Here is a 23,180-nt window from a genome sequence, read left to right as displayed (position 1 = left end):
CATGCCCGGACCTTCGTCGCACCGGCGCGCCGCGGCGCTCACGATGCCCGCCATGCTCGGACTGTTCGCCCTGCTGCTCACGTTCGTGCGCGGCCCGGCCGGGATGCAGCCGGTGGCTGCCACGACGTTGACCGTCGCGCAGGCGATCAGCGGTCAGGGTGGCACCGGGACCGTCCGCGGCTACGTCGTCGGCCAGCCGACCGCCACCAGCACGGTGCTCTTCACCGGCTTCACCGCCGACACCGCGCTGGCCATCGCCGACAGCGCCGGCGAGCGGGACACCGGCAGGATGCTGTACGTCCAGGTCACCAGCGCGTACCGGGCGGGTTTCGGCCTGCAGAGCAACCCGGGCCGGGTCGGCGCGGTACTCACGGTGACCGGGTCGCTCGCGGCGTACTTCTCTCATCCGGGGCTCAAGTCGCCGACCGCGATGAGTTTCGGCACGGGCTCCCCCACCCCCACTCCGGCGCCTACCGGTTCCGCCGACGCCTACTACGCGGCCGCGGCCGGCAAGTCGGGGGCGAGCCTGAAGAGCGCCCTGCACGGGATCATCTCCACCGGGGTGACGACCCTGTCGTACGACGCGGTGTGGAACGCGCTCAAGGTCACCGATCAGGATCCGGCGAACCCGTCGAACGTGATCCTGGTGTACTCGGGGATCAGCCGGTCCAAGACCCTCAACGGCGGCGACCAGGGCGACTGGAACCGCGAACACGTCTGGGCCAAGTCCCACGGCGACTTCGGCACCACCAACGGCCCCGGCACGGACCTGCACCACCTGCGCCCCGAGGACGTCCACGTCAACAGCGAGCGCGACAACAAGGACTTCGACGCCGGGGGTACGGCGGTCGCCGACGCGCCGGGCAACCGTACGGACTCCGACTCATGGGAGCCGCGCGCCGCGGTCAAGGGCGACGTGGCCCGCATGATCTTCTACATGGCGGTCCGCTACGAGGGTGGCGACGGCTACCCCGACCTCGAGATCGACGACGCCACCAGCGGCGGTACGGCGCCCCGGCTCGGCCGCCTGTCGGTGCTGCTGCAGTGGAGCGCCCAGGATCCGCCGGACGCCTTCGAGAAGCGGCGCAACGACACGATCTACAGCACGTACCAGCACAACCGGAACCCGTTCGTCGACCACCCGGAGTGGGCGGCCTCGGTCTTCGGCTAGGAGCTTCGACGCGAGGACTCCGGCGAGCACCCCGCCCGCGATCGGTGCGAGCAGGTAGACGGCGAGCAGGCGGAGCTCACCGGAGAACAGGGCCGGCCCCAGCTGCCGTACGGGATTGGCGGAGCCTCCGGTGAGCGTGCCGAGCAGGGCTCCCTGCAGCCCGAACAGGCCGCCCACGATCCAGATCAGCGGCCATGCCGGCCGGCGGACCGGCGCCCCGCGCAGCACCGCCACGATGACCGCCAGCGTGGCCGCCTCGGCCACCGCGACAGCCGCTGCGGACCAGCCCGGTCCCGGCTGCACGACCGTCCAGCGCACGGACGGCCCGGACACCGCGGGACCCCAGACGAGCCTGGTGACGGCGGCGGCGGCGAGCGAACCGGTGCCCTGGGCCGCCAGGTACGGCAGGACCCGCCGGCCCGGCACGGAGCCGTACGCGAAGAGCCCCAGGGTGATCGCCGGATTCATGTGGGCGCCGCTGAAGCGTCCGGGCGCGGAGGTCGCGAACCCGACGATGACCAGGCCGACCAGCGCGGACACGACGACCACGCGGACCCGCAGCTCGGTGACCGTGGCGTCCGGCGCCATCGTGCCGATCCCCCACCGCACGAGCGAGAAGACAACCGTCATGAACGCCGTGGTCAGGACGAGCTCGACCAGCGCGGCGAGCCCGTCCGCCCGCGTCGGCCGCCATCCCGCCCGCCATGCCACGCCCATGATCACGAGTCTCGCCAGAGATCGGTCCGGCGGGCAGGGTCGAAGGCCTCCTCCCCGCCGGACCATCTCCCTAGCCGGTGACCGGGACGGCGCGGGCGAGGCGCCCGGACAGCCAGTCGAGCGCGGGGCTCTCCATCCGCCGCCACAGCGAGTGGCTGTGACCGCCGCCGGGCAGCTCGACCGCCGTGACGGTCAGCGGTGGCCGGGCCAGGCGGACGACGGCGCGGGAACCGTCGCGGGACTCGCGGTCGTCGGCGGCCCAGGCCACGTAGAAGGCGACGCGCGGCTGGGGCAGGTGCTGCAGGCGCCAGGCGACGTTGTTGGTGGTGTTCTCGCTCCCGTCGCCGACCGCGATGCCCGGGCCCGCATCGCCGGACAGCGACGCCGCCGCCGCGTACCGATGCGGGTGGCGCAGGGCCAGGTTCATGGCGCAGAAGCCTCCCGCCGAATACCCGATGAGTCCCCAGCCGGCGCGGTCCGTGCGTACCCGGTAATGCGTGGTGGCGTAGGCCGCGACGTCCTCGGTGAGGAACGTCTCGGTCTGCGGGCCTCGGGCGAGGTTGGTGCACTCGGTGTCCAGCAGCCTCCGGGGCGTCTGGTACGGCAGCAGCACCACCGTCGGCGCCATCCGGCCCGCGAGGATCTCCTCGTCGAGGTGCTGGACGACCTTCAGCCGCCGCACCCAGGTGCTGGGGGATCCGGGGTAGCCGTGGAACATCTCGATGACGGGGAACCGGCGGCCCGCTCCCTCCGGCGAGTCGTAGGCGGCCGGCAGGTAGACGCCCATCGTCAGCGTCAGGCCGCTCGCCCGGCCGGGCACCATGACGGTCAGCAGCCGGCCGCCCCCGGGCCGGACGGGCAGGCCGGTCGACAGCGCAGGCTCCTGCGACGGCGCGGCCACCAGCGCCGACCAGGACGGGTACGCCACCGTCAGACGGTTCAGCTGCAGCGCGCACGTGGCGCTCAGCAGCAGCGTGACGACGACGCAGAGCAGGGTCCTCCCGACGGCGCGGAACCGGTCCCAGAGCAGAGCGGCGGCCAGGGTGGCGGCGGCGGTGAGCGCCGCGCCGAGCGCGACGGTGACCGGGGCGTCGATGGTCACGGCCGCAGGGGTGCCGTCAGCGGCGGCGGCAGCTCGCCGGCGGCGGCCGCCAGCGTCGCCGGCCACGCCCGGCCGGTGGTGGTCACGACCGTGCCGTCGCGACCCGCGATGCGGTCGGCCAGGGCCCGGTGCGGCCGGTCCGTCACGACGGCCCAGCCGTGGTCGCTGACGCGGACGCTGCGCCGTACCTCGTCGAGCAGGGACCGGACGTCCGCCGGTGACGTCGCGGCGGTCGGCGCGACGGCGACACCGACCACATCGGGGGTACGGGCCGCCGCCGCGTGCACCGCCTGCGCGTCCGCCGGCGCGTGCAGCACGACCAGCAGCGGGAAGGTGACGCCGGGCCGAGCGGGGTAATCCGCCGGGACCGAGATCCGGGGCGCGGCCCTGAGGTGCCACCGCCCGGCCGCGGTACGGAAGTCGGGCACCTCCTGGCCGGTCATGACGGGACCCCCGACGGTCACCTGCCGGGTGTCGCCGCCGCTGAGCGCCTGCCACGAGGGGTAGAAGCTCTGGTAGCGGTTCACCACCAGCCCCACCGTGAGGACCACGAGGAGCTCGGCGCAGACGCTCGTCACGGTACGGGTCAGCGGCCGCCACCGGCCTCCGCGCGGCCACATCCGTACGGTCAGGGCCACGGTGCCCACCGCGGCGCCGCCGGCGAGCAGGATGAGCGGGAACCCGGTCAGTCGCACCGGCGCCCGTCCTCGCTCCGGCGGCGTCCCGACGGCAGGAACGCCTCGGCGCTGAGCGCGGCCACCGCGATGCGGGGCAGGTCCCGCGCCGACGGGAAGCACAGGAACCGCGGCTGCCACTGCGGCTGGTACTTCGCGTTGGCACGGTACAGCGACTCGATCTGCCACCAGCCGGAGAAGGCCCGCAGGATCCGCGCCCAGAGCCGGGTCACGGGACCGGCGCCGAGCTGCTCCGCCCGGGCCAGCACCGAGCGCAGCATCGCGAAGTTGAGCGAGATGCGCCGGATCCCCGAGGCCGCCGCGAACTCCACGGCACTGGTGATCATCAGCTCGGTGATGCCGTTCTCGGCACTCCGGTCGCCGCGCATCAGGTCGAGCGAAAGCCCCGACTCGCCCCAGGGCACGAACTGCAGGAGCCCGCGTACGCGGCCCTCGCCGTCACGGCAGAGCACGACCAGGCAGTCGCCGTCGCCCGTCTCGCCGAACCGGGACAGCGCCATCGAGTAGCCCCGCTCCACGGAACTGTGCCGGAAGGCGCCGGCGCAGGTACGGGCCTCGTCGAGCACGGCGTCGTCGAGATCCCGCTGACGCGCCACCTCGACGGTGTAGCCGGCGCGGCGCGTGCGGGCCACCGCCTGCCGTACCGTCCGCATGGGCCGGCCCTGCAGCGAGAAGCCGGGCACGTCGAGCACCGCTTCGTCGCCCAGTTCGATAACGTCCAGACCCAGCCGCCGGTACGCCGTCCCGCCGGTGGTGCTGCAGGCGAGGACCGCCGGCGTCCAGCCGTGGGCGTCGCAGTCGGACAGCCACGCCGCGATGGCTTCCGGCCACGCCGCGGGGTTGCCCAGCGGGTCGCCGGAGGCCAGGCTCACGCCGTTGACGACCCGGTACGCCACCGCCGCCCGCCGCGACGGCGCCCAGATGAACGACTTGTCGCGCCGCAACGCGAAGTATCCGAGCGAATCCGCGTCCCCGTGGCACGACAGCAGGTCGCGTACGCGGGCCTCCTCGCCGTCGGCCCAGCCGGCGCGCCGCGTGCCGGGCCGGAGCAGCAGAACCGCGCCGACGCCGAAGCCGAGCAGCCCGAACGCCCCGGTGGTCAGGTCCACCGCGGTCGTCGTGGCCGGGTGGTCGAAGCGCAGCGGCCCGGTGACACCGACCATGCCCAGAGCCACGTGCTGGGCCCACTGCAGCGGACCGGCCGGCCCGGCGATCTGACCGGCGCGCAGAGCGACCTCCACGAGGCCGAGGAGGAAGCCCGTACCGATGAAGCCCGCACAGACGCCGAGCGCCCGCCAGCGGGTCCCCACGTCTCCGCGGGCGCGGAACCGGTGCCGTTCCACGATCAGGACCAGCAGCAGCACGGCCGACACCACCGCGGGCGCCGGGGAGGCCTTCACCATGTGCAGGCCGATGCTGAGCCCGCAGAGCCAGGCGGCCAGCTGCCACGCCCGCCGCTTGCCGCGGCGCAGCCCGGCGCCCAGGTACACCAGCAGGACGCCGACCACAGCCGTCGCCGCGCGAGCCGTCACCATCCCGGCGGTCGGCAGCAGGTGGGCCATCGAGGCCATCCGATGGTGCCAGGACGGCAGGACCGCGAAGACGGCGTCGAGCGCGCCCACCACTTGCACGCACCGCGCGACCACGGCGCGCGACGGCGGCGGCCGCCACGGCGTGACCGTGGTGGCTCGCGCCCGCGCCGCCTCCGGCCGGTCGGCGACGGCGGTGACTCCCCCGGGTGTCCCGGACATCGACATCCTCCTCGTCTCGTGGCGCACATCTTGCCCACGATCCGGGCCTCCCGGCTTCGGCCCCTGGTCGGGACCTCGGGCACGACCCTATGACTTTTGACGGAGGAGGTGCCCCCACCGGTTTTCCGATCTCGAGATTTTCACCGGTGGCATGCTGGGTGGATGCCCGCACCGGACGACACCGCCCGCGACACCGTCACGCTGCGGCCCGTACCCCGGTGGGTGGCGCCGGTGTTCGCCGCGCTCGGCGCCGCCACCGTGCCCTGGACCGCCTACCTGGCGGTGTCGCTGCCGGGACAGGCCAGCGCACAGCACTACCGGGTGGCCTGGGTCGGTTTCGACCTGCTGCTCGTCGCGTTGCTGCTGGCCACCGCGCTGCTAGCCTGGCGCGGCTCGCGGCAGGTCGGGCTCCTGGCCGCGGCCACCGCAACCGTGCTCGTGGTGGACGCCTGGTTCGACGTCACCACGTCCGGGCCCGGGGAGGTGGCGTCGGCCGTCGCGTCCGCCGTGCTGCTCGAGCTGCCCCTGGCCGTCGTGTGCGGCTGGATCGCCCTGCACGTCGACCAGGTCGTCGAACGCCGCCTGCGGGTCCTCGCCCGGCGCGCCGGCCGCGCACCGGCTACGGCGTCACGGGCGGATCGTCGCCGCGAGTAGCACCTGGTGGTAGGTCTGCCCCGCCGGCGGCTGCGAGGAGAACGCCCAGGCGGCGTAGAACCGGCCCGGGGCCGCGGCCGTACCGATGTAGTCGCCGGGGAAGGCACCGCCGGCCTGCGCGGCGTACCGCAGGTCGGAGCGCGGGCCGAGGGTCAGGCGCGAGGGGAACGACCGGCCCCGGTCGGCGGAGATCCGCGCCCGCTGCTGCACATAGCGGCCGTCGGCCGCGGCGGCGTCGCGGACGCCGTAGGAGACCAGAACCCTGCCCGCGTACGCGGCGACGTCGGCGTTGACGACCTGGGTGGTGGACGTGCGCTCCGGGTTCACCGTGACGGGAGCCGTCCAGTGCACGCCGTCGGTGGACGACGACGCCCGCAGCAGCGACACATCGGTGGACTGCCACACCGCGTGCAGCCGCCCGGTCACTCCGTCGACGGTCCCGGACGGAAGACAGCACCGTACGCCCGGCACGTCCCCGCCGACGTCGGTCGCGACGGTGACCGCGGCCGACCAGGTCCGGCCGCCGTCGCGGGACGTACGGGCCAGCAGCGGCACGCCGGGGTCGGCGGGCGGGGCGGCGGCCCGGGCGGCGGCACTCTCCCGCTCGCGGTCCGGCTCCCGCCCGGTGCCGGTGAAGTCCAGGTAGAGGTCGGTGATGGACCCGTCCGGCCGGATCAGTGCCTGCGAATTCTGCGTCGACGCGTTGCCCGGGGTCACCACGGCCGCGGCGCTCCAGGTGTGGCCGTGGTCGTCGGACCAGCGCACCCGCTGCTGCGCGAACTCGCCGAAGAAGTAACTCCAGAACTGATAGATCCGGCCACGGTGCGGCGAGCGGGCGCCGTTGTCGACGGTCAGCCAGTTCTTGTCGTTGAAGATGCTGCAGTCGTCGGTGGACTGGGCGACCGACGGGCGCCCGAAGGTCGCGCCGCCGTCACGCGAGCGGGACACCAGCACCACGCTGCGGCAGTCCGAGGCGTCGCTGTTGAACGCGATGGTGGACAGATAGGCGTCGCCGCCGGGGCCGAAGGCGAGCACCGGATCGGACGCCCGGTCCCACGCCCCGCCCGCCGCCGTGGTGATGTAGCGGACCGCGGCGTGCCGCCAGGTCAGCCCGCCGTCGCGGGTCCACGCGTGAGTGATGCCGACCGCGCCGCCGTCGGCATACCGGCCGTCGTGAGCGACGGCCACCGCGACGTCCCGGTCCAGAGGCGAGACCGCGATGTCGGGCTCCACCAGCGTGTCCGGCTCGGAGCCGGGCGCGGCCGGGACGTCCTGACGCGAGACCTGCCCGAGGGTCAGGACCGTGGGGTGCCGGACCGCGGCGGCCGCCGCCGGAACCGACGCCGAGATCGTGATGGCAGCTACGCCGGCAACGAGTGCCGCGCTACGGACGTGACGCATGCGTACCCCCGGAGGCATCGACGATGATGCGCGACCAACCCTTCCACTCCGTCGCCCGGCGGGCAAGGGCGGCCTCGTGTATAAATCGACGAACGTCTTTCCCCATCCCCGGAGGTCGTTTCGTGAATCTCTTTCACAAGGTCGGCGCCATCGCCACCGCGATGCTGCTCACCGCGCTCATGCCGGCAACCCCGGCGCAGGCCGCCACCGTCACCTACGGCCAGGACGTCTCCGGCCACCAGGGCAGCGTGAACTGGCAGGCACAGTGGAACGCCGGCTCGCGGTTCGCCTACGTCAAGGCCACGGAGGGCACCTCCTACGTCAACCCGTCGTTCGCGCAGCAGTACAACGGGTCGTACAACGTCGGCATGATCCGTGGCTCGTACCACTTCGCCATCCCGAACGCCGGCGGCGGCGCGGCGCAGGCCGACTACTTCGTCAACCACGGCGGCGGCTGGTCGAGGGACGGGCGTACGCTGCCCGGCGCCCTGGACATCGAGTACAACCCGTACGGCGCGACCTGCTACGGGTTGTCGCAGGCGTCCATGCGTGCCTGGATCGGCGACTTCCTCAACCGCTATCAGGCCCGGACCGGGCGCTGGGCCACGATCTACACGACGACCGACTGGTGGCGTACGTGCACCGGCGACTACACCGGCTTCTGGGCCAACTCGCCGCTGTGGCTGGCGCGTTACAGCAGCACCCCGGGCACGCTGCCGGCCGGCGCACCGACGTGGTCGTTCTGGCAGTACTCGAGCACCGGCCCGTTCGCCGGCGACTCGAACCAGTGGAACGGCACGCTGGACCGCCTCCGCGTCCTCGCCTGCAACGGCACCTGCTGACGCCGGCGGCGGCTCAGGCCGGCCGTTGCGTCACGGGACGGTCCCCTCGACGTGCCCGACGGTCGCGATGACGTCGCTCAGGTCCGCCAGCAACGCCGCTTCCTCGCTCCTGAGGTAGAAGTGGCCGCCCGGCAGCACCCGCAGCCGGAAGGTGGAGCGGGTCAGGCCGGCCCAGCCGCGCATCTGCTCCGGGGTCACCTCCGGGTCGGCGGCGCCGGTGTAGCCGTACACCGGGCAGTCGAGCGGGGGCCGGTCGCCGCCGGCATAGGCGTCGAGCAGCCGGTAGTCCGCGCGGATCGCGGGGAGCACCAACGCGCGCAGGTCCGGATCGGCGAACACCGCGGCGCGGCTCCGGTCGAACCGTACGACGTCCGCGACGATCTCGTCGTCCGTACCCGGGTACGCCCGCCGGCCGCCGGGCACGTGCGGCGGGCGCCGGCCGGACACGCACAGGGCGGCCGGCGGGTTTCCCCGCTGCTGGAGGCGCAGCGCGACCTCGTGGGCCACCGAGGCGCCCATGCTGTGCCCGAAGAACACCAGCCGGCGCGTCGCGAGTTCGCCGAGGGCCTCAGCTATGTCGTCCGCGAGAGTCTCCAATGCGGACGCGAACGGATCGCCGAGCCGGTCCTCGCGGCCGGGGTACTTGACGGCCAGCACGCCGACGTCCGGCGGCAGGGCCCGGGGCCAGGTGGAGAAGGCCGTCGTCCAGCCGCCGGCGTGGGCGAAACACACGAGTCCGGTCCCGGGCCCGCCGTCGTCGCGGAGGCGGCGGATCCACCGTTCCCTCATGCGGACCCCGCCTTTTCCGAGGCGGGAAGAAATGAGCGGCCCGACGTCCGGTGATACGCATTCACCGCACCAATTCTACCCGGCGGGAAGATGCGTACGAGAACGCGATCCGCGCGCATTCTTCCGCCGACGGCGACGGCTCCGGGAATGACCGTTGAACGGATGACGGCGGAAGCCGGTCGCCAGAAAGACACTTGTCGATCCTGCCGGGCTGCCCTAGCGTGAGGGCCGAACCGAACACCAAACGGGGGGTGTCTTGGTGCGACGGAGTGTGGCCGTGTCCTCTGAGGACACGGCGACGGCGTACCGGTATGTCCGGAGACCGCTGTACGAGCCGGATCGACGCCGGGTGCCGGCATGGCGCGAGGTCACCGACGAGCAGTGGCGGGACGCTCAGTGGCAACGGGCGCACTGTGTCAAGAATCCACGAGATCTGCACACGCTGCTCGGCGGCCTGCTCAGCGACTGGTTCTACGACGAACTGGCGGCCGATCAGGAACGGTTCGCCACCATGCCGATCCTGCTCACGCCGCAGATGGTCACCACGATGCTGCCCGACGAGCCGGCCGGTTTCACCGACGGGTTCGTCGCCAACCCGGTCCGGCGCTACATGCTCCCGGTCCGCCACGACCGTGACGCGCGGTGGCCCAGTCATCCGCTCGCCCAGCGGGACTCGCTGCACGAGTCCGACATGGCGGTGGCCGAGGGCCTGGTGCACCGCTACCCGACCAAGGTGCTGGCCGAGCTCGTGACGACCTGCCCGCAGTACTGCGGGCACTGCACCCGCATGGACCTGGTCGGCACCTCCACCCGCCAGGTCACCAAGGCGGCGCTCACGCTCACCCCGGCGGACCGGCAGGCGGGCATTCTGCGCTACCTGCGCGAGAACCCGGGCGTACGCGACGTGGTCGTGTCCGGCGGAGACGTCGCCAACCTGCCCTGGCCGCACCTCGAGTCCTTCCTACTGCGGCTGCTCGACGTGGAGTCCGTACGCGACGTCCGGATCGCCACCAAGGCACTGATCGGCCTGCCCCAGCACTGGCTGCAGGACCGGGTACGCGCCGGGATGGAGCGGGTCGCGCGGCTGGCGGCCGCCCGGGGCGTGCATCTCGCGGTGCACACGCACGCCAACCACGCGCGCTCGGTGACGCCGCTGGTCGGTGAGGCCGCCCGGGCGCTGCTGGACGCCGGCGTGCGCGACGTGCGCAACCAGGGCGTGCTGCTGCGCGGCGTCAACGCCACCGCCGGCGACCTGCTCGACCTGTGCTTCGCGCTGCAGGACGAGGCCGGCATCCTGCCCTACTACTTCTACCTGTGCGACATCGTGCCCAACGCCGAGCACTGGCGGACGTCGCTGGGCGAGGCACGGCGGCTGCAGCACGACATCATGGGTCTCCTGCCGGGGTACGCCACGCCCCGCCTGGTCTGCGACGTTCCCTGGCTCGGCAAACGCTGGGTCGACCAGGTCGAGGAGTACGACACCGAGCGCGGCATCTCGTACTGGTCCGGGCCGGACGGTGGCCGCCGCTACACGTACTACGACCCGATCCGATCGCTGCCCGAGGCCGGGCGGCGATGGTGGGCCGGTTCTGTCACCGAGAACGCCGGAGGGTGAGATGGCGCAGCCGGACATCGGCACGTTGACCGTGCCCGACCACATCTGGGGCTTCCCCGGGGTGGCCCACGGCGGCTACGTCGCCGGCCGCCTCGCCGAGCTGGCCGGCACCGAGACTCTGCGGCTCGACCTGCGGCGTCCCGTTCCGGTCGGGCAGCCCCTGTCGATCGAGGGCAGCGGCCCGGATTCCTGGACGCTGAGCGGCGACCGGGGACCGCTGGCCGCGGCTCGGATCGTCGCACCCGAGATCGCCGTGCCGCCCCTTCCCGGCTGGGCCGAGGGGCTCGCCGCGATCGAGCAGCGGCGGACCGCCGAGCGCGCGGGCAACAGCTTCCCGGACTGCTGGGTGTGCGGCTCGGGCCGGCCCGCCGGGCAGGGCCTGCACGTGCTGCTCGGCCTGGTGCCCGGCAGTGCGGTGGTGGCGGCCGCCTGGACGCCCGGCCCGGAGGCCGGCGACCCCGGCGAGGAGCTGAGCGCCGCGTCGGTCTTCGCCGTGCTGGACTGCCCGGGCGGCTGGGCCTGCCGGGCCTTCGCCGGCGCCCCGATCGCCGAGACGGTCACCGCCTTCCAGACCAGCCGGCGCCTGCGTCCGGTCCGGGCCGGCGAACCGTACGTGGTGAGTGGCTGGTCGATCGCCACCGAGGGCCGCAAGTACCGCACCGGCAGCGCGATCAGCACGCCCGACGGTGAGCTGTGCGCGATCGCCGAGTCGCTGTGGCTGGACGTACGCAGAGGAGCCGGATGACCTCCGAACCGCTCGCCCCGTTCGACGACCGCTACCTGGCCGATCCCGACGCGACGTACGCGGAGCTGCACCGCCTCGGCCCGGCGCACCGCATCCGGACGCCGGAGGGCACGCCGGCCTGGCTGGTCACCCGCTACGAGGACGTACGGCAGCTGCTCGGCGACCCGCGGCTGGCCCGCAACATCCGGTACGCCTCCGACGTCTACCGCGCGATGCCGCTGCCCTCGGAGTTCAGCTTCGAGAGCGTGGCCACGGTGGACGGAGCCGACCACCGCCGGCTGCGCAAGTTCCTCAACCAAGCGGTCTCGGTGTCCCGGTTCCGGGCGATGCGGCCGCGGATCGAGGAGATCACCGCCGGGCTGATCGACGCGATGGGCGACTCGGGGCGTACCGATCTGATCGCCGCCCTGGCCGCTCCCCTGCCCATCACCGTGATCGCCGACATGCTGGGCGTGCCACCGGCCGACCGGGCGCGGTTCCGGTCCTGGACCGACGGGCTGCTCGGCCTCGACGCCGAGCTGGCCAGCCACGCCGGCGCGGCCATGTACGCCTACCTCGGCGCTCTGATCGGCCGCAAGCGGGCGGAGCCGACCGGCGACGTGCTCTCCGAGTGGGTGCACGGGCTGGACGAGCAGGGCCGGCCGCTGGACGACAACGACCTGCTCGGCCTCGCCTTCATGGCGCTGCTCGGCGGCTACGACACCACGGTGAGCACGATTGCCAGCAGCGTGCTCATCCTGCTCGGCGACCCGGACCTCATGGCACGGCTGCGCCGCGAGCCGGAGCGGCTGCCCGCGGCTGTCGAGGAATTCCTGCGCTTCCACGGCCCGGTGCACACCGCCGTGCGCCGCTTCACCACCGAGGACGTGCCCGTCGGCGATCAGGTGATCCCGGCCGGCGAGACGGTGCTGCTGTCCATGGGCGCCGCGCACCGCGATCCGGCGCACTATCCCCATCCGGAGCGGGTGGACGTGGACCGCGGCAAGGTGCCGCATCTGGCGTTCGGCAACGGCCCGCACTACTGCCCGGGGGCCGAGTTCGGACGCACCGAGGTACGGGTGGCCCTCGAGCAGGTGCTGCTCCGGCTGCCCCGGTTGCGGCTGGCCGTGCCGCCCGGGCAGATCGCATGGCGGCGGGCGTACCAGATCCGGGTGCCGCTCGCCCTGCCCGTCGAGTACTGACCGCCAGGAGAGAGGCACCGATGAACCGCACCACCGCAGAGCCGATCGCCGTCATCGGGATGGGGCTGCGCTTCCCCGGCGGCAACACGACCCCGGCGGGCCTGGCGGAGTTCCTGCGGGCCGGGCGGTCCGGCATCGAGCCCACGCCGCCCGACCGCTGGTCCGGCGTGGAGGGCATCACTGCGAGCGGCGGCGGCTTCCTGTCCGGCATCGACCGCTTCGACGCGCCGTTCTTCAACACATCGCCGAAGGAGGCCGCGTACGTCGACCCGCAGCAGCGGCTGGTGCTGGAGACCGCCTGGGAGGCGCTGGAGTCGGCCGGTGTCGACCCCGCGACCGTCGAGGGCGAGGGCGGTGTCTACGTCGGCTGCAGCATGGCCGACTACGCGTCCCGGGCCGGTGAGCTGGCCGACGAGCAGCTCACCCCGCACCTGGGGGCCGGGATCGCACCGAGCGCCATCCCGGGCCGGTTGTCGCACTTCCTGGGCTGGCACGGCCCGAGCCTGACCGTCGACACCGCCTGTTCCTCGTCGCTGGTCACGCTGCACCTGGCGGCGACCGCGCTGCGCGCCGGCGAGTGCTCGATCGCGCTGGCCGGCGGCGTCAACCTGATGCACCACCCGCGCAACCACATCATCTTCAGCCAGGCGGGCATGCTGTCGCCGGACGGCCGCTGCCGGACGTTCGACCAGCACGCCGACGGGTACGGGCGCAGCGAGGGCTGCGGGATCCTGGTGCTCAAGCGCCTGGCCGACGCCCGGGCGGCCGGTGACACCGTGCTCGCCGTGCTGACCGGTTCGGCGGTACGCCAGGACGGCGCGAGCGGTGGCCTGACCGTGCCCAACGGGCTGGCCCAGGCCGACGTCATGCGCCGGGCGCTGGCCGCGGCGGGGCTCACCGCCGAGGACGTGTCCTATGTGGAGGCGCACGGCACCGGCACCCCGCTGGGTGACCCGATCGAGGTCGCCGCGATCAACACGGTGTTCGGGCCGTCGCGGGCCGCGGACGACCCGGTGCTGGTCGCCTCGCTCAAGGGCAACCTCGGGCACATGGAGGCCGCGGCCGGCGTCGGCGGGGTGATCAAGACCGTGCTGCAGCTGCGCGAACGGACGATCTACCCGCACATCGGCATGACCACGCCGTCCGAGCACATCCCGTGGCGGCGGTTCCGGGTCGGCGTGCCGACGGAGGGGCGCGACTGGCCGGCCGGGCCGCGCCGGGGCCTGGTCAACTCGTTCGGCTTCGCCGGCACGATCGCCTCGGTCGTCGTCGAGGAGGCCCCGGACGCGCCGGCGCCCCCGGCGCCCGGCGGCGAGCAGCTCCTCGCGGTGTCGGCCAAGAGCGCCGCCGCGCTGCGCCGCCGGCTCACCGGCCTGCGCGACTTCCTGGCCGACCACCCCGACGTGCCACCGGCCGACCTCGCCTACACCAGCACCGCGCGGCGCGCCCACTTCGCGCACCGGTTCGGCGCGGCGGGATCGACCACCGCCGAGCTCGCCGCGGCGATCGGGGCCGGTATCGCCGAGGACGTCCCGGCATCCGACCCGCCCGAGGTCGCCTTCCTGTTCACCGGGCAGGGAGCCCAGTATCCGGGGATGGGCCGCGCGCTCTACCGGGACCACGCCGTGTTCCGCAACCGCGTCGACGAGTGCGACAAGCTCCTCGAGCCCTTCCTCGACCTCTCCGTCCGCGACCTGCTGCTCGCCGACCCGGACGAGGGCGGCCTCGAGATCCACCGCACCGCGTACGCCCAGCCGGCCCTGTTCGTGCTGGAGTACGCGCTGGCCGGCCTCTGGATGTCCTGGGGTGTCACGCCCGGCGTGCTGCTGGGCCACAGCATCGGCGAGCTCGTGGCGGCCACCGTCGCGGGCCTGTTCGACCTGCCGGACGCCGTACGCCTCGCCGCCGAGCGCGGCCGCCTGATGCAGTCGATGAGCACCCACGGCGGAATGGCCGCCGTGTCGGCCGGCCGGGACATCGTGCTGCCCTATGCCGGCGGTCTCGACGAGGTCGGCATCGCCGCCGTCAACTCGCCCACCCAGTGCGTCATCTCGGGCCGGCGTGACCAGCTCGCCCAGATCATCGTGGCCCTGCAGCGCGACGGCATCCGGGCCAAGGCCCTGGCCGTCTCGCACGCCTTCCACTCGCCGCTCATGGCGCAGGCCGCCGCGAGCTTCGCCGAGGTGGCCGCCACCGTCACCTTCCGGCGGCCCGCCCTGCCGTTCGTGTCCAACCGCACCGGCGAGATCGCCCGCTACGAGGAGGTCGCCGATCCGGAGTACTGGGCACGGCACATCCTCGAGCCCGTCGACTTCCTGGGCGGGGTACGGGCGGTCGAGGCGCGCGGCCGGCACGCGTTCATCGAGGTCGGCCCGGCCGCCACGCTGACCGCGCTGGGCAAGCAGTCGGCGGCCGGGTCCGGTCACCTCTGGCTGGCCAGCGTCACCAGCGCGGCCGACGACGGCGCCGGGCTGCGCCGGGCGGTGCTGCGCGGCTACCAGGCCGGGCTGGACATCGACTGGCGGGCGTACCACGGCGAGCGGCGGGGCCGGCTGACCGAGCTGCCCGGCTACCCGTTCGAGCGCAAGCGGCACTGGCTGCCGAGCCCGCAGGCGAACGGCCGGGCCGCCGGGCACGGCCTGCTCGGCACCGAGACGGCGGCCGCCGCTGCGGGCGTCCGGGAGTTCCGCTCCTCATGGTCGGCGACCGAGCCGTCCTGGCTGGGCGACCACGTGGTGCTGGGCCAGGTGTACTTCCCCGGCGCGGGCTACGTCGAGCTGGTGCTGGCCGCCCAGGACGCGGTGTTCGGCACCAGCGACCGTCCCGTCTTCGACCTGCGCATCCACGAGCCCCTGGCGCTGACCGACGAGCCGGTCGAGGTGATCACCCGGGTCCGGCCCGACGACGGCGGGACGACCACGGTCGAGGTGCTCAGCCGCCGGCCGGAGGAGCAGGGCGGCGGCGAACGGGGACATGCGACCGCCCGGCTGGGCCCCCGGGGCGAGCGGGAACCGGCCTGGGTCACCGAGCTGCGCGAGCCGCCCGGGGAGACAGCCGGCGGCCCGGTGCTCACCGGCGACCATCTGTACGCCGAGTTCGCCGAGCTGGGGTTGCCGTACGGGCCGGAGTTCCGGCGGATCGAGTCGGTGGTGGTCGGTGCGGACGGGTTCGCCCGGGCGGAGCTGCGCGAGGTGGACACCCCGCCGGGAATGGTGCTGCCGCCGTACGCGCTCGACCCGGCCGTGCAGACGCTGCTCACGCTGACCGAGCCGGGCCGCACCTATCTGCCCCGGTCCTACGCCGAGGTGCGGCTGTTCAAGAAGCCGAAGGGCGCGCTGCGCAGCGTCGTCCGGCTGACCGGCCGCGATGACGACCTCGCGGTGGACGTGCTCGTGCTGGAGGGCACCGAGCCGGTCGCCGCGGTCCGCGGGCTGGGCCTGGTCCGGGTGGCCAACCCGGCTGCCGCCCGCGAACGGCTGTCGTACGAGCCGCAATGGGTCGGGCAGGCCGCGACGGCGCCCGCCCGGGACCGGCACCGGGTGCTGATGGTGCACCCGCCGTTCGAGGCGCCGGAGGGACACCTCGCGGCGGCCGACGTCGACCGGGCGGCCGATCTGGTGTGGACCGATCCCGAGATCACCGACGTGGCGTGGTTCTGGTGGACCGACCGGGAAGCCACCGGCCTGGACCGGCTGCGGCGCGAGAGCGAGGAGAACTACACCGGCCTGCTGCGCCTGCTGCAGGAGATGGAGGACCTCGGCCGGGCCCAGCCGCTGCGGCTCTGGCTGGTGACGGTCGGCGGGCAGGCGCTGCCGGGCGATGCGTCGGACGACCGCGACGCGGACGCGCTCGGGGACGGGTCGCTGTGGGGCTTCGGCCGGGTGCTCGCCAACGAGTACCCCGCGTACCGCGTGATGCTCGTCGACCTCGATCCGGCCGCGGCCGGGCCGGGGCCGCTCCTGGACGAGCTCGACGCCGCCGGTGACGATTTCCAGGTCGCGTTCCGGGGCGGCGTCCGGCACGTGCTGCGCCTGCGGCCGTCCCGCACCCCGGCCACGGAGGCCACCCTCCGGCTCGATCCCGAGAGCACGTACCTGATCACCGGCGGGCTCGGCGGCCTGGGCAGGCTGGCGGCCCGGCGGCTGGTGGACGCCGGCGCACGGCGTCTGGTGCTGGCCGGCCGGCGGCCGGCCGACGATTCGGAGGCCCGGCTCTCCGCCGAGCTGGGCGCCGACGTCCGCGTGGTCAGCGCCGACATCGCGGACCCCGCCGGCGTCGAACGGATGGTGCAGGCGGCCGGGCCGCGGCTGGCGGGCATCGTGCACGCCGCCGGCGTGCTGGCCGACGCGCCGATCTCGAGCCAGGACTGGCCGAGCTTCGAGCGGGTCCTGGCGGCCAAGATGTACGGCGGCTGGCTGCTGCACCGGGCCACCGCCGATCTGGGGCTCACGTTCTTCGTCGCGTACTCGTCGGCGACCGCCCTGCTCGGCACCGCCGGCCAGAGCAACTACGCGGCGGCCAACGCCTACCTCGACCGGCTGATGCACTGGCGCCGGGCCGGCAACCGGGCCGGGCTGAGCGTCAACTGGGGACCGTGGGGCGAGGTCGGCATGGCCGCCCGGATGGACGATCAGCAGGCGGCCCAGCTCGCCGGCCGCGGATACACGCCGCTGGACCCGGAGCAGGCGATGGCGGCCTGCTTCCGGGCGCTCGCCCGCAGCCAGCCGCAGGCGCTCGTCGCCGACGTGGACTGGGAACGGTTCGCCGCCACCCAGAAGGTGCCGAACGCGATCCTGGCCGAGCTGGCCGAGCACACCGGCGGGTCGGGCTCCGGCGTCGACCGGGAGGCGTTGCTGAAGCTCGATCCGGCCGCGCGCGAGGAGGCGTTGCTGACGATCGTGCGGGCGCAAGCGGCCGCGGTGCTCTACTTCGACGCGGTCGAGGACATCTCCTTCGACGCGCGCTTCATCGAGCTCGGCCTGGACTCCATGATCAGCGTCGAGTTCAAGAACGCGCTGGAGACCGCGCTGCGGGTGCCGCTCTCGGCCTCGCTGGTCTTCGACCATCCGACGATCCGCGCGCTCGCCGGCTATCTGGCGGCGCGGCTCGCCCCGGCCGGGGCGGAGTCCTGATGGGCGTCGCGACCGATGTGCTGCGGGTGGCGGAGCGGAACCCGGACGCGCCCGCGATCGTCCGGAACGGCGCTGTGACGACGTACGGCGAGCTGATCGCGCGGGCCCACGCGGTGGCGGCCGGGCTCACCGCCGGGGAGACCGTGGCGGTCCCGGCCGTACGGGGCGTCGAGCTGATCGCCAACTTCCTCGGCGTGCTGCTCGCCGGGGCGACCTACTGCCCCATCGACCCTGCGCTGCCCGTGGCGCGCCGGACGGCGATGCTCGACGCGGCCGGCTGCACCCGCGAGCTCGACGCCGAGCCGCCGCCGGCGGGACCGGTAGCGGGCGGCGCCGAGCCCGGGCCGGAGGGGATCGCGTACGTGCTGTTCACCTCCGGTTCGACCGGCACGCCACGGCCGGTGGAGGTGCCGCACCGGGCCATCGCGGCCGCGACCGGATCGTTGCGGCAGCTCTTCGCGGCGACCCCGGCCGACCGCTTCCTGCAGTTCGCCTCGCCGAGCTGGGACACCTGCTTCGAGGAGATCCTGCCCGCGCTGACCAGCGGCGCGACCCTGGTCATCGACGACGACGCGCACTCCGGCTCGTTCGCCCGCATCCTCGGCCTGCTGGCCCGCGAACGGATCAGCGTGCTGAACCTGCCCACCGCCTTCTGGCACGAGCTGGTCCTGCACCTGGCCGAGGAGCGCGTACGCCTGCCCGAGTCGCTTCGGCTGCTGGTGATCGGCGGCGAGGGCATCAACCCGGTCCGGCTGGCCACCTGGCGCGGCCTGCCGACCGGGGACGTACGGCTGCTCAACACGTACGGCTGCACCGAGACCGCGCTGATCACACACGCCGTCGACCTGTCGGGGCCGTCCGCCGGGCCCGCGGTGACCGGGCTCGCCGAGGCGCCGATCGGACGGCCGCTGCCGCACGTCCGGCAACGGCTGGAACCGCACGGCGCGCTGGGGCTGCTGCGCGTCGGCGGCCCGTCCGTGGCTTGCGGCTACCGGGGCGATTCCGAGGCCACCGCCCAGCGCTTCGCCGACGGCTGGTTCCGCACCGGCGACCTCGTCGACGAGGGTCCGGACGGGGTGCTCCTGTACCGCGGCCGGGTGGACCGGCAGCTGAAGGTGCGCGGGGTCCGGATCGACCCGGGCGACGTCGAGGCCGAGATCATCCGGTGCGCCGGGGTGCCGGACGCGGCGGTCATCGGGGTGCCGCTCGCCGGCCGTACGGCGCTGGTCGCGTATGTCGTGGGCACCACGGAGACCGGCGCCGCGGAGACCGACGCCGAGAGCCTGCTCGACCGGTTGCGCGGCGCGATGCCGGCCCACCTGGTGCCCGCCCGGCTGCTGGTACGGGCCGCCCTGCCCCGTACGACCAGCGGCAAGACCGACTATGCCCGGCTGTCCAAGGAGTGGAGCGAGCGATGAGCGACAACCCGGTCGGCCTAGACCGCCTGATCGGCATCTTCGGCGAGGTGCTGGAGACCGGCGGCGTACGGCCCGACTCGAACTTCTTCCTCCTGGGCGGCGACTCGCTGCTCGTCACCCGGGTGATCGGCCGGCTGCGCCGCGACTACGACGTCGACGTCACGTTCGCGGAGTTCACCCAGGCCCCGACGCCGCGCGCGCTGGACGAGCTCCTCGACTCGCTGGCGGCGGATTCGGCCTCGCGGTGACCGTGCCCGACGTGGTGGTCGTGGGAGCCGGCCTGGCGGGGCTCACCGCGGCGCACGATCTGGCGGCAGGCGGCGCCGACGTGCTCGTGCTCGAGGCGCGCGGGCGCGTCGGCGGGCGGGTACGCGGCGTGCCGCTCGCGCCGGGTCTGGTGACCGACGGGGGCGCCGCGTACCTCGGGGAACGGCACACCGCGGTGCAGGAGCTGCTGGACCGGTTCGGACTGTCCCGGGTGAGCGCCGACGAGGAGGGCGACAGCGTCTTCAGCCTGCCCGAGCGGTCCCGGTCGCCGTTCCGGATCCCGCCGTACGACGCGGCCGGGCTGGGCGAGCTGTTCGAGGCGCTGCACGACCTCGCCGCGGCCGTGGACCCCGCAGAGCCGCACGCCGCGGCGGCCGAGCTGCACGAGCTGACCGCGGGACAGTGGATCCGCCGCCGGGTGGCCGATCCCGGCGCGCTGGCGTTCGCCCCGCTCTACCTGGGACAGCTGGTCGCGGCCGAGATGGACGACCTGTCCGCGCTGTGCCTGGGCTTCTACCTTCGATCCGGCGGCGGGCTGCGGTACCTCAACGCGTTCCGGTCAGGCGCCCAGGAGTTCCGGGTCGACGGGGGCGCTCAGCGGATCGCCGGGGCGCTGGCCCGGACGCTGCCCCGGCCACCGGTGCTCGACACCCCGGTCGTCCGCGTCGAAACCGGGACGACCGGGGTGTCCGTGACGACTCGTCACGGCGTACACCGGGCCGGTGTGGCCGTGGTCGCCCTGCCGCCGCCGCTCGCCGCCGCGGTGTGCGGCACCACGGCCGACGGCGCCGTCCGCGGTCGTGCGGTCAAGACACACCTGCTCTTCGACCGCCCGGCGTGGCGGGAGCACGGCCTGTCCGGCTGGTCGCTGAACGATCGCGGGCCACTGATGTACACAGTGGACGTGAGTCCGGCCGGCGGTCCGGGCGTGCTCACCGGATTCGCCACCGGACAGCGCGCGGAGGACTTCGCGGCCCTGTCCGGGACACGACGGGAAGCCGCCGTACGCCGGCAGTTCGCCGCTGTCTTCCCGGAGGTCCCGCCGCCCCGCGAGGTCGTGGTGACCGACTGGGTCACCAGCCGCTACAGCAGCGGGTGCTACGCCACGCTGTGGCAGCCCGGGCGCTGGGGCGGTCCGCCGGGACCCGCCGGGCCGGGCGGCCGGGTCGTGCGCTGCGGCACGGAGACCTCGGCCGAGTTCTACGGCTTCATGGAGGGCGCGGTGCGCTCCGGCCACCGCGCCGCCGAGCAGGCGCTGACGGCGCTCGCGCAACCGCTGCAGGAGGACCGACGGTGAAATGGGACAGCCTCTACTTCGCGGGCGTCGGCACCTATCTGCCGCCGCCGGCCGACGCCGGGCAGGCGGTGGCGGACGGGCTCTACCCGCCCACCGAGTTCCGCACCACGGCCATGCTGTCGGCCCTGCAGGAGGAGAAGCTCGAGGCCGTCGACATGGCCGTCGCCTCGGCCGGGCAGGCGCTCGAACGGGCCGCGGCCGACCCCGCCGACATCCTCCTGCTGCTGCACAGCAGCCTGGGCCAGTGGAGCACGGGCCAGGACGTGCTGACCCCGGCCAGCTACATCCAGCGGCGCACCCTGGGCGGCCGCGCCCCCTCGATGTACGTCAACAGCGCGTCCAACGGCGGCATGGCCTCGGTCGAGCTGGCCGCCGACTGGCTGGCCGTACGGGCCCCGCGCGGTCAGGTCCTCATCACCTCGGCCAGCCGGTTCGCGCCGCCGTTCGACCGCTGGCGCACCGACACCGGGCTCATCTACGGCGACGGCGCCGCGTCGGTCGTGCTCTCCGGGACGGGCGGGTTCGCGCGCATCCTGGCGACCCGGTCCGACTCCGCCTCCGAACTCGAGCCCATCTACCGCGCGGCCGGCGGCGCCGACGACGACACGCTCGACATGGCCGCCCGCAAACGCGACTTCGTCGGGCAGCGCGGGCCGGCCGAGGTGCTGGAGACCCTGCAGGCGACGGTCGGCCGCAACGTGCGTGGCGTCCTCGAGGAGGCGGACACCGGGATGGACCAGGTGGCCCGGTTCGTGCTGCCCAACGTCGGCCGGCCGCTGATCCGGCTGCACTACGGCGTACCGCTGCGGATCGGCCTGGACCGCACCCTGTGGAGCTGGGGCCGGACGGTCGGGCACATCGGCTCGAGCGACCAGTTCGCCGGGCTCGCGCACCTGGTCGAGCGGCGCGAGGTGGCGCCCGGCGACCGGGTGGTGCTGCTCGGCCTCGGCGCCGGGTTCAACCTGACGAGCGCGGTCGTCGAGATCGTGGACCTGCCCGACTGGGCTGCCGCACCCGGCAGCGGATCGACTGACGAGACGGAGTGACCCCATGAGCGACGACCTGCGGGCCCGGCTGCTGGCCGTGCTGACCGAGGAGCTGTCGATCGACCCGGCGACCGTACGCGACGACTCCGACCTGGTGGCCGACCTCGGCTTCGACTCGGTCGCGTTCTCCGTCGGGTCGGTCGCGATCGAGGAGTCGATCGGCGTGCGCGTGCCGATCAGCGACCTGATGGAGTGCCTGACGTTCGGCGACCTCACCGCCCTCGTCCAGAAGGCGGAGCGGCCGTGAGCGACTACGCCGCGGTGCTCGACGAGGCGTTCACGCCCGGGATCGATGCGCTGGTCGCCCGGGCGGAGCAGGACGGCAGCTTCCCGCGCGAGGTGATCGAGCGGCTGGGTGCGGCCGGGGTCCTCGCCCACAAGTGGCGCGACCGTACGCTGCCCGACATCGCCTGCCTCGTCGAGCTGGGCGAGCGGCTCGGCGGCCTCACCTCGCTCGGCATCTCGGTCGGGGTCAGCCTGCACGACGCGGCGATCGCCATGCTGCGGCGCTTCGGGCGTACGCCGTACCTGGCGAAGCTGGCCGACGAGGCGATCGCCGGCCGGACGGTGCTGTGCATCGGCGCGTCCGAGGCGGGCGGCGGCTCCGACCTGTCCCGGGTGGTCTCGACGGCCACCCCGGAGGGCGACGGTTTCCGGCTGCGCGGGCACAAGAAGTACGTCTCGCTCTCGCCGGTCGCCGACGTGGTGCTGCTCGTCGCGCAGGCGCCGGACGGGCTCGGGGTCTTCGCCGTCCCCCTCGACCAGGTCACCGTGGGGCGCAGCTACCGCACGGTCGGCACCAAGTGCCTGGACACCGCGCCGCTGGAATTCGACGTGCACGTGCCGGGCGAGGCGGCGGTCGGGCGTACGGGCACCGGCCTGGCGGTGATCAGCTTCGGGCTCGCCCATGAGCGGCTGTCCGTGGCCGGGCAGGTGGTCGGGCTGTGCGACGTCGCGCTCGGCGTGACCGTGGCCCGGATGAAGAGGCGCGAGCAGTTCGGCGCCAGCCTCTTCGACCACCAGGCGTTGCGGCTGCGGGTGGCCGACCTGAGCGCCCGGGTCGACGTGCTGCGCTGGGCGTTGCGGGGGCTGGCGCAGCACGATCGGCTGGACATCCGTACGGCGTCCGGCTTCAAGGTGACCGCCGCCCGGCTCGGCAACGAGGTGCTGAGCGAGTGCATGCACATCTTCGGCGGCACCGGCTACCTGCTCGACGAGTCACCGGTCGGCCGCTGGTTCCTCGACATGAAGCTCGGCCGGGTCGGCGGGGGCGCCGACGAGGTGCTGTGGGAGCTGGTCGCGGCCGGCCTGAAACCGGACTTCGCCCGGTACGACGAGATGGTCCGCGAGCACTGAG

General features: G+C 73.9%; 18 protein-coding genes and 1 pseudogene. 13 read left to right on the top strand and 6 right to left on the bottom strand.

Features of this window, described 5'->3' with window-relative positions; genetic code table 11:
* Position 1: 1 nt before the first annotated feature.
* A complete protein-coding gene (locus tag COUCH_RS16445; protein ID WP_249612958.1) occupies positions 2 to 1,171 on the top strand; it encodes an endonuclease in 1,170 nt (389 codons plus the stop codon).
* A 27-nt stretch (positions 1,172 to 1,198) separates the two neighbouring features.
* Here COUCH_RS16445 and COUCH_RS16440 read toward each other — a convergent pair.
* The 4 genes and pseudogenes from COUCH_RS16440 to COUCH_RS16425 form a co-directional block, all read right to left on the bottom strand.
* Positions 1,199 to 1,801, bottom strand: a pseudogene (locus tag COUCH_RS16440) (aquaporin); the annotation flags it as partial.
* A 157-nt stretch (positions 1,802 to 1,958) separates the two neighbouring features.
* A complete protein-coding gene (locus COUCH_RS16435; protein ID WP_249612957.1) occupies positions 1,959 to 2,990 on the bottom strand; it encodes an alpha/beta hydrolase in 1,032 nt (343 codons plus the stop codon).
* Positions 2,987 to 3,685 (bottom strand): hypothetical protein, encoded by a 699-nt coding sequence (locus COUCH_RS16430; RefSeq protein WP_249612956.1) that lies wholly within the window; start codon positions 3,683 to 3,685, stop codon positions 2,987 to 2,989. Before COUCH_RS16430 ends, COUCH_RS16435 begins: the two co-directional genes overlap by 4 nt.
* Positions 3,676 to 5,436: a phosphatidylglycerol lysyltransferase domain-containing protein gene (locus COUCH_RS16425; RefSeq protein ID WP_249612955.1), complete on the bottom strand. Its 1,761-nt coding sequence runs from the start codon at positions 5,434 to 5,436 to the stop codon at positions 3,676 to 3,678. Before COUCH_RS16425 ends, COUCH_RS16430 begins: the two co-directional genes overlap by 10 nt.
* Before the next feature lie 162 nt (positions 5,437 to 5,598).
* On the opposite strand from COUCH_RS16425, the gene COUCH_RS16420 reads away from it, so the two are divergent.
* Positions 5,599 to 6,090 carry a hypothetical protein gene (locus COUCH_RS16420; RefSeq protein WP_249612954.1) on the top strand — a complete coding sequence of 164 codons (492 nt, stop codon included), beginning with the start codon at positions 5,599 to 5,601 and terminating at the stop codon, positions 6,088 to 6,090.
* Here the strand turns inward: COUCH_RS16420 and COUCH_RS16415 are convergent.
* A complete protein-coding gene (locus COUCH_RS16415) occupies positions 6,064 to 7,491 on the bottom strand; it encodes a sialidase family protein (protein WP_249612953.1) in 1,428 nt (475 codons plus the stop codon). The genes COUCH_RS16420 and COUCH_RS16415 overlap by 27 nt on opposite strands.
* 122 nt (positions 7,492 to 7,613) lie before the next feature.
* Between COUCH_RS16415 and COUCH_RS16410 the strand changes: the two genes are divergently transcribed.
* Complete coding sequence (locus COUCH_RS16410; protein WP_430640944.1) at positions 7,614 to 8,333, top strand: lysozyme; 720 nt, start codon at positions 7,614 to 7,616, stop codon at positions 8,331 to 8,333.
* Between the two features lie 30 nt (positions 8,334 to 8,363).
* Here the strand turns inward: COUCH_RS16410 and COUCH_RS16405 are convergent, their stop codons facing one another.
* The gene (locus COUCH_RS16405) at positions 8,364 to 9,122 is read right to left on the bottom strand and encodes a thioesterase II family protein (RefSeq protein ID WP_249612952.1); all 759 of its coding nucleotides are present in this window, start codon (positions 9,120 to 9,122) and stop codon (positions 8,364 to 8,366) included.
* 256 nt (positions 9,123 to 9,378) lie between these two features.
* On the opposite strand from COUCH_RS16405, the gene COUCH_RS16400 reads away from it, so the two are divergent.
* The 10 genes from COUCH_RS16400 to COUCH_RS16355 are packed head-to-tail and all read left to right on the top strand — an operon-like array spanning position 9,379 to position 23,179.
* Positions 9,379 to 10,737, top strand: coding sequence for a KamA family radical SAM protein (locus COUCH_RS16400; RefSeq protein WP_430640943.1), 1,359 nt, complete (start codon positions 9,379 to 9,381; stop codon positions 10,735 to 10,737).
* 1 nt (position 10,738) lies between these two features.
* Entirely contained in the window at positions 10,739 to 11,482 is a 744-nt protein-coding gene (locus COUCH_RS16395; protein WP_249612950.1) for a hypothetical protein, read from the top strand.
* A complete protein-coding gene (locus tag COUCH_RS16390; protein ID WP_249612949.1) occupies positions 11,479 to 12,663 on the top strand; it encodes a cytochrome P450 family protein in 1,185 nt (394 codons plus the stop codon). The genes COUCH_RS16395 and COUCH_RS16390 overlap by 4 nt, the downstream gene beginning before the upstream one ends.
* A gap of 20 nt (positions 12,664 to 12,683) precedes the next feature.
* On the top strand, positions 12,684 to 17,795 hold the full coding sequence (locus COUCH_RS16385) for a type I polyketide synthase (protein WP_249612948.1): 5,112 nt from the start codon (positions 12,684 to 12,686) through the stop codon (positions 17,793 to 17,795).
* On the top strand, positions 17,795 to 19,213 hold the full coding sequence (locus tag COUCH_RS16380) for an amino acid adenylation domain-containing protein (RefSeq protein WP_249612947.1): 1,419 nt from the start codon (positions 17,795 to 17,797) through the stop codon (positions 19,211 to 19,213). The genes COUCH_RS16385 and COUCH_RS16380 overlap by 1 nt, the downstream gene beginning before the upstream one ends.
* Positions 19,210 to 19,461, top strand: a complete 252-nt coding sequence (locus COUCH_RS16375; protein ID WP_249612946.1) for an acyl carrier protein — start codon at positions 19,210 to 19,212, stop codon at positions 19,459 to 19,461. Before COUCH_RS16380 ends, COUCH_RS16375 begins: the two co-directional genes overlap by 4 nt.
* Before the next feature lie 11 nt (positions 19,462 to 19,472).
* Positions 19,473 to 20,777 carry a flavin monoamine oxidase family protein gene (locus tag COUCH_RS16370; protein WP_249612945.1) on the top strand — a complete coding sequence of 435 codons (1,305 nt, stop codon included), beginning with the start codon at positions 19,473 to 19,475 and terminating at the stop codon, positions 20,775 to 20,777.
* Positions 20,774 to 21,823 (top strand): ketoacyl-ACP synthase III family protein, encoded by a 1,050-nt coding sequence (locus COUCH_RS16365; protein ID WP_249612944.1) that lies wholly within the window; start codon positions 20,774 to 20,776, stop codon positions 21,821 to 21,823. The genes COUCH_RS16370 and COUCH_RS16365 overlap by 4 nt, the downstream gene beginning before the upstream one ends.
* Positions 21,824 to 21,827: 4 nt before the next feature.
* Complete coding sequence (locus COUCH_RS16360) at positions 21,828 to 22,070, top strand: phosphopantetheine-binding protein (protein ID WP_249612943.1); 243 nt, start codon at positions 21,828 to 21,830, stop codon at positions 22,068 to 22,070.
* Entirely contained in the window at positions 22,067 to 23,179 is a 1,113-nt protein-coding gene (locus COUCH_RS16355) for an acyl-CoA dehydrogenase family protein (protein ID WP_249612942.1), read from the top strand. The genes COUCH_RS16360 and COUCH_RS16355 overlap by 4 nt, the downstream gene beginning before the upstream one ends.
* Position 23,180 lies beyond the last annotated feature (1 nt).

Origin of the sequence: Couchioplanes caeruleus (genome assembly GCF_023499255.1) — a bacterium.
Classification (GTDB): Bacteria; Actinomycetota; Actinomycetes; order Mycobacteriales; family Micromonosporaceae; genus Actinoplanes; species Actinoplanes caeruleus_A.
The sequence above is the reverse complement of the archived record's forward strand: the minus strand, read 5'-3'. Positions and strand labels throughout refer to the sequence as shown.

Coding starts and splice junctions, on each gene's coding strand:
- COUCH_RS16380 (WP_249612947.1), top strand. CDS start 17,795: ATGGGCGTCGCGACCGATGTGCTGCGGGTGGCGGAGCGGAACCCGGAC.
- COUCH_RS16420 (WP_249612954.1), top strand. CDS start 5,599: ATGCCCGCACCGGACGACACCGCCCGCGACACCGTCACGCTGCGGCCC.
- COUCH_RS16360 (WP_249612943.1), top strand. CDS start 21,828: ATGAGCGACGACCTGCGGGCCCGGCTGCTGGCCGTGCTGACCGAGGAG.
- COUCH_RS16415 (WP_249612953.1), bottom strand. CDS start 7,491: ATGCGTCACGTCCGTAGCGCGGCACTCGTTGCCGGCGTAGCTGCCATC.
- COUCH_RS16375 (WP_249612946.1), top strand. CDS start 19,210: ATGAGCGACAACCCGGTCGGCCTAGACCGCCTGATCGGCATCTTCGGC.
- COUCH_RS16405 (WP_249612952.1), bottom strand. CDS start 9,122: ATGAGGGAACGGTGGATCCGCCGCCTCCGCGACGACGGCGGGCCCGGG.
- COUCH_RS16445 (WP_249612958.1), top strand. CDS start 2: ATGCCCGGACCTTCGTCGCACCGGCGCGCCGCGGCGCTCACGATGCCC.
- COUCH_RS16425 (WP_249612955.1), bottom strand. CDS start 5,436: ATGTCCGGGACACCCGGGGGAGTCACCGCCGTCGCCGACCGGCCGGAG.
- COUCH_RS16390 (WP_249612949.1), top strand. CDS start 11,479: ATGACCTCCGAACCGCTCGCCCCGTTCGACGACCGCTACCTGGCCGAT.
- COUCH_RS16385 (WP_249612948.1), top strand. CDS start 12,684: ATGAACCGCACCACCGCAGAGCCGATCGCCGTCATCGGGATGGGGCTG.
- COUCH_RS16395 (WP_249612950.1), top strand. CDS start 10,739: ATGGCGCAGCCGGACATCGGCACGTTGACCGTGCCCGACCACATCTGG.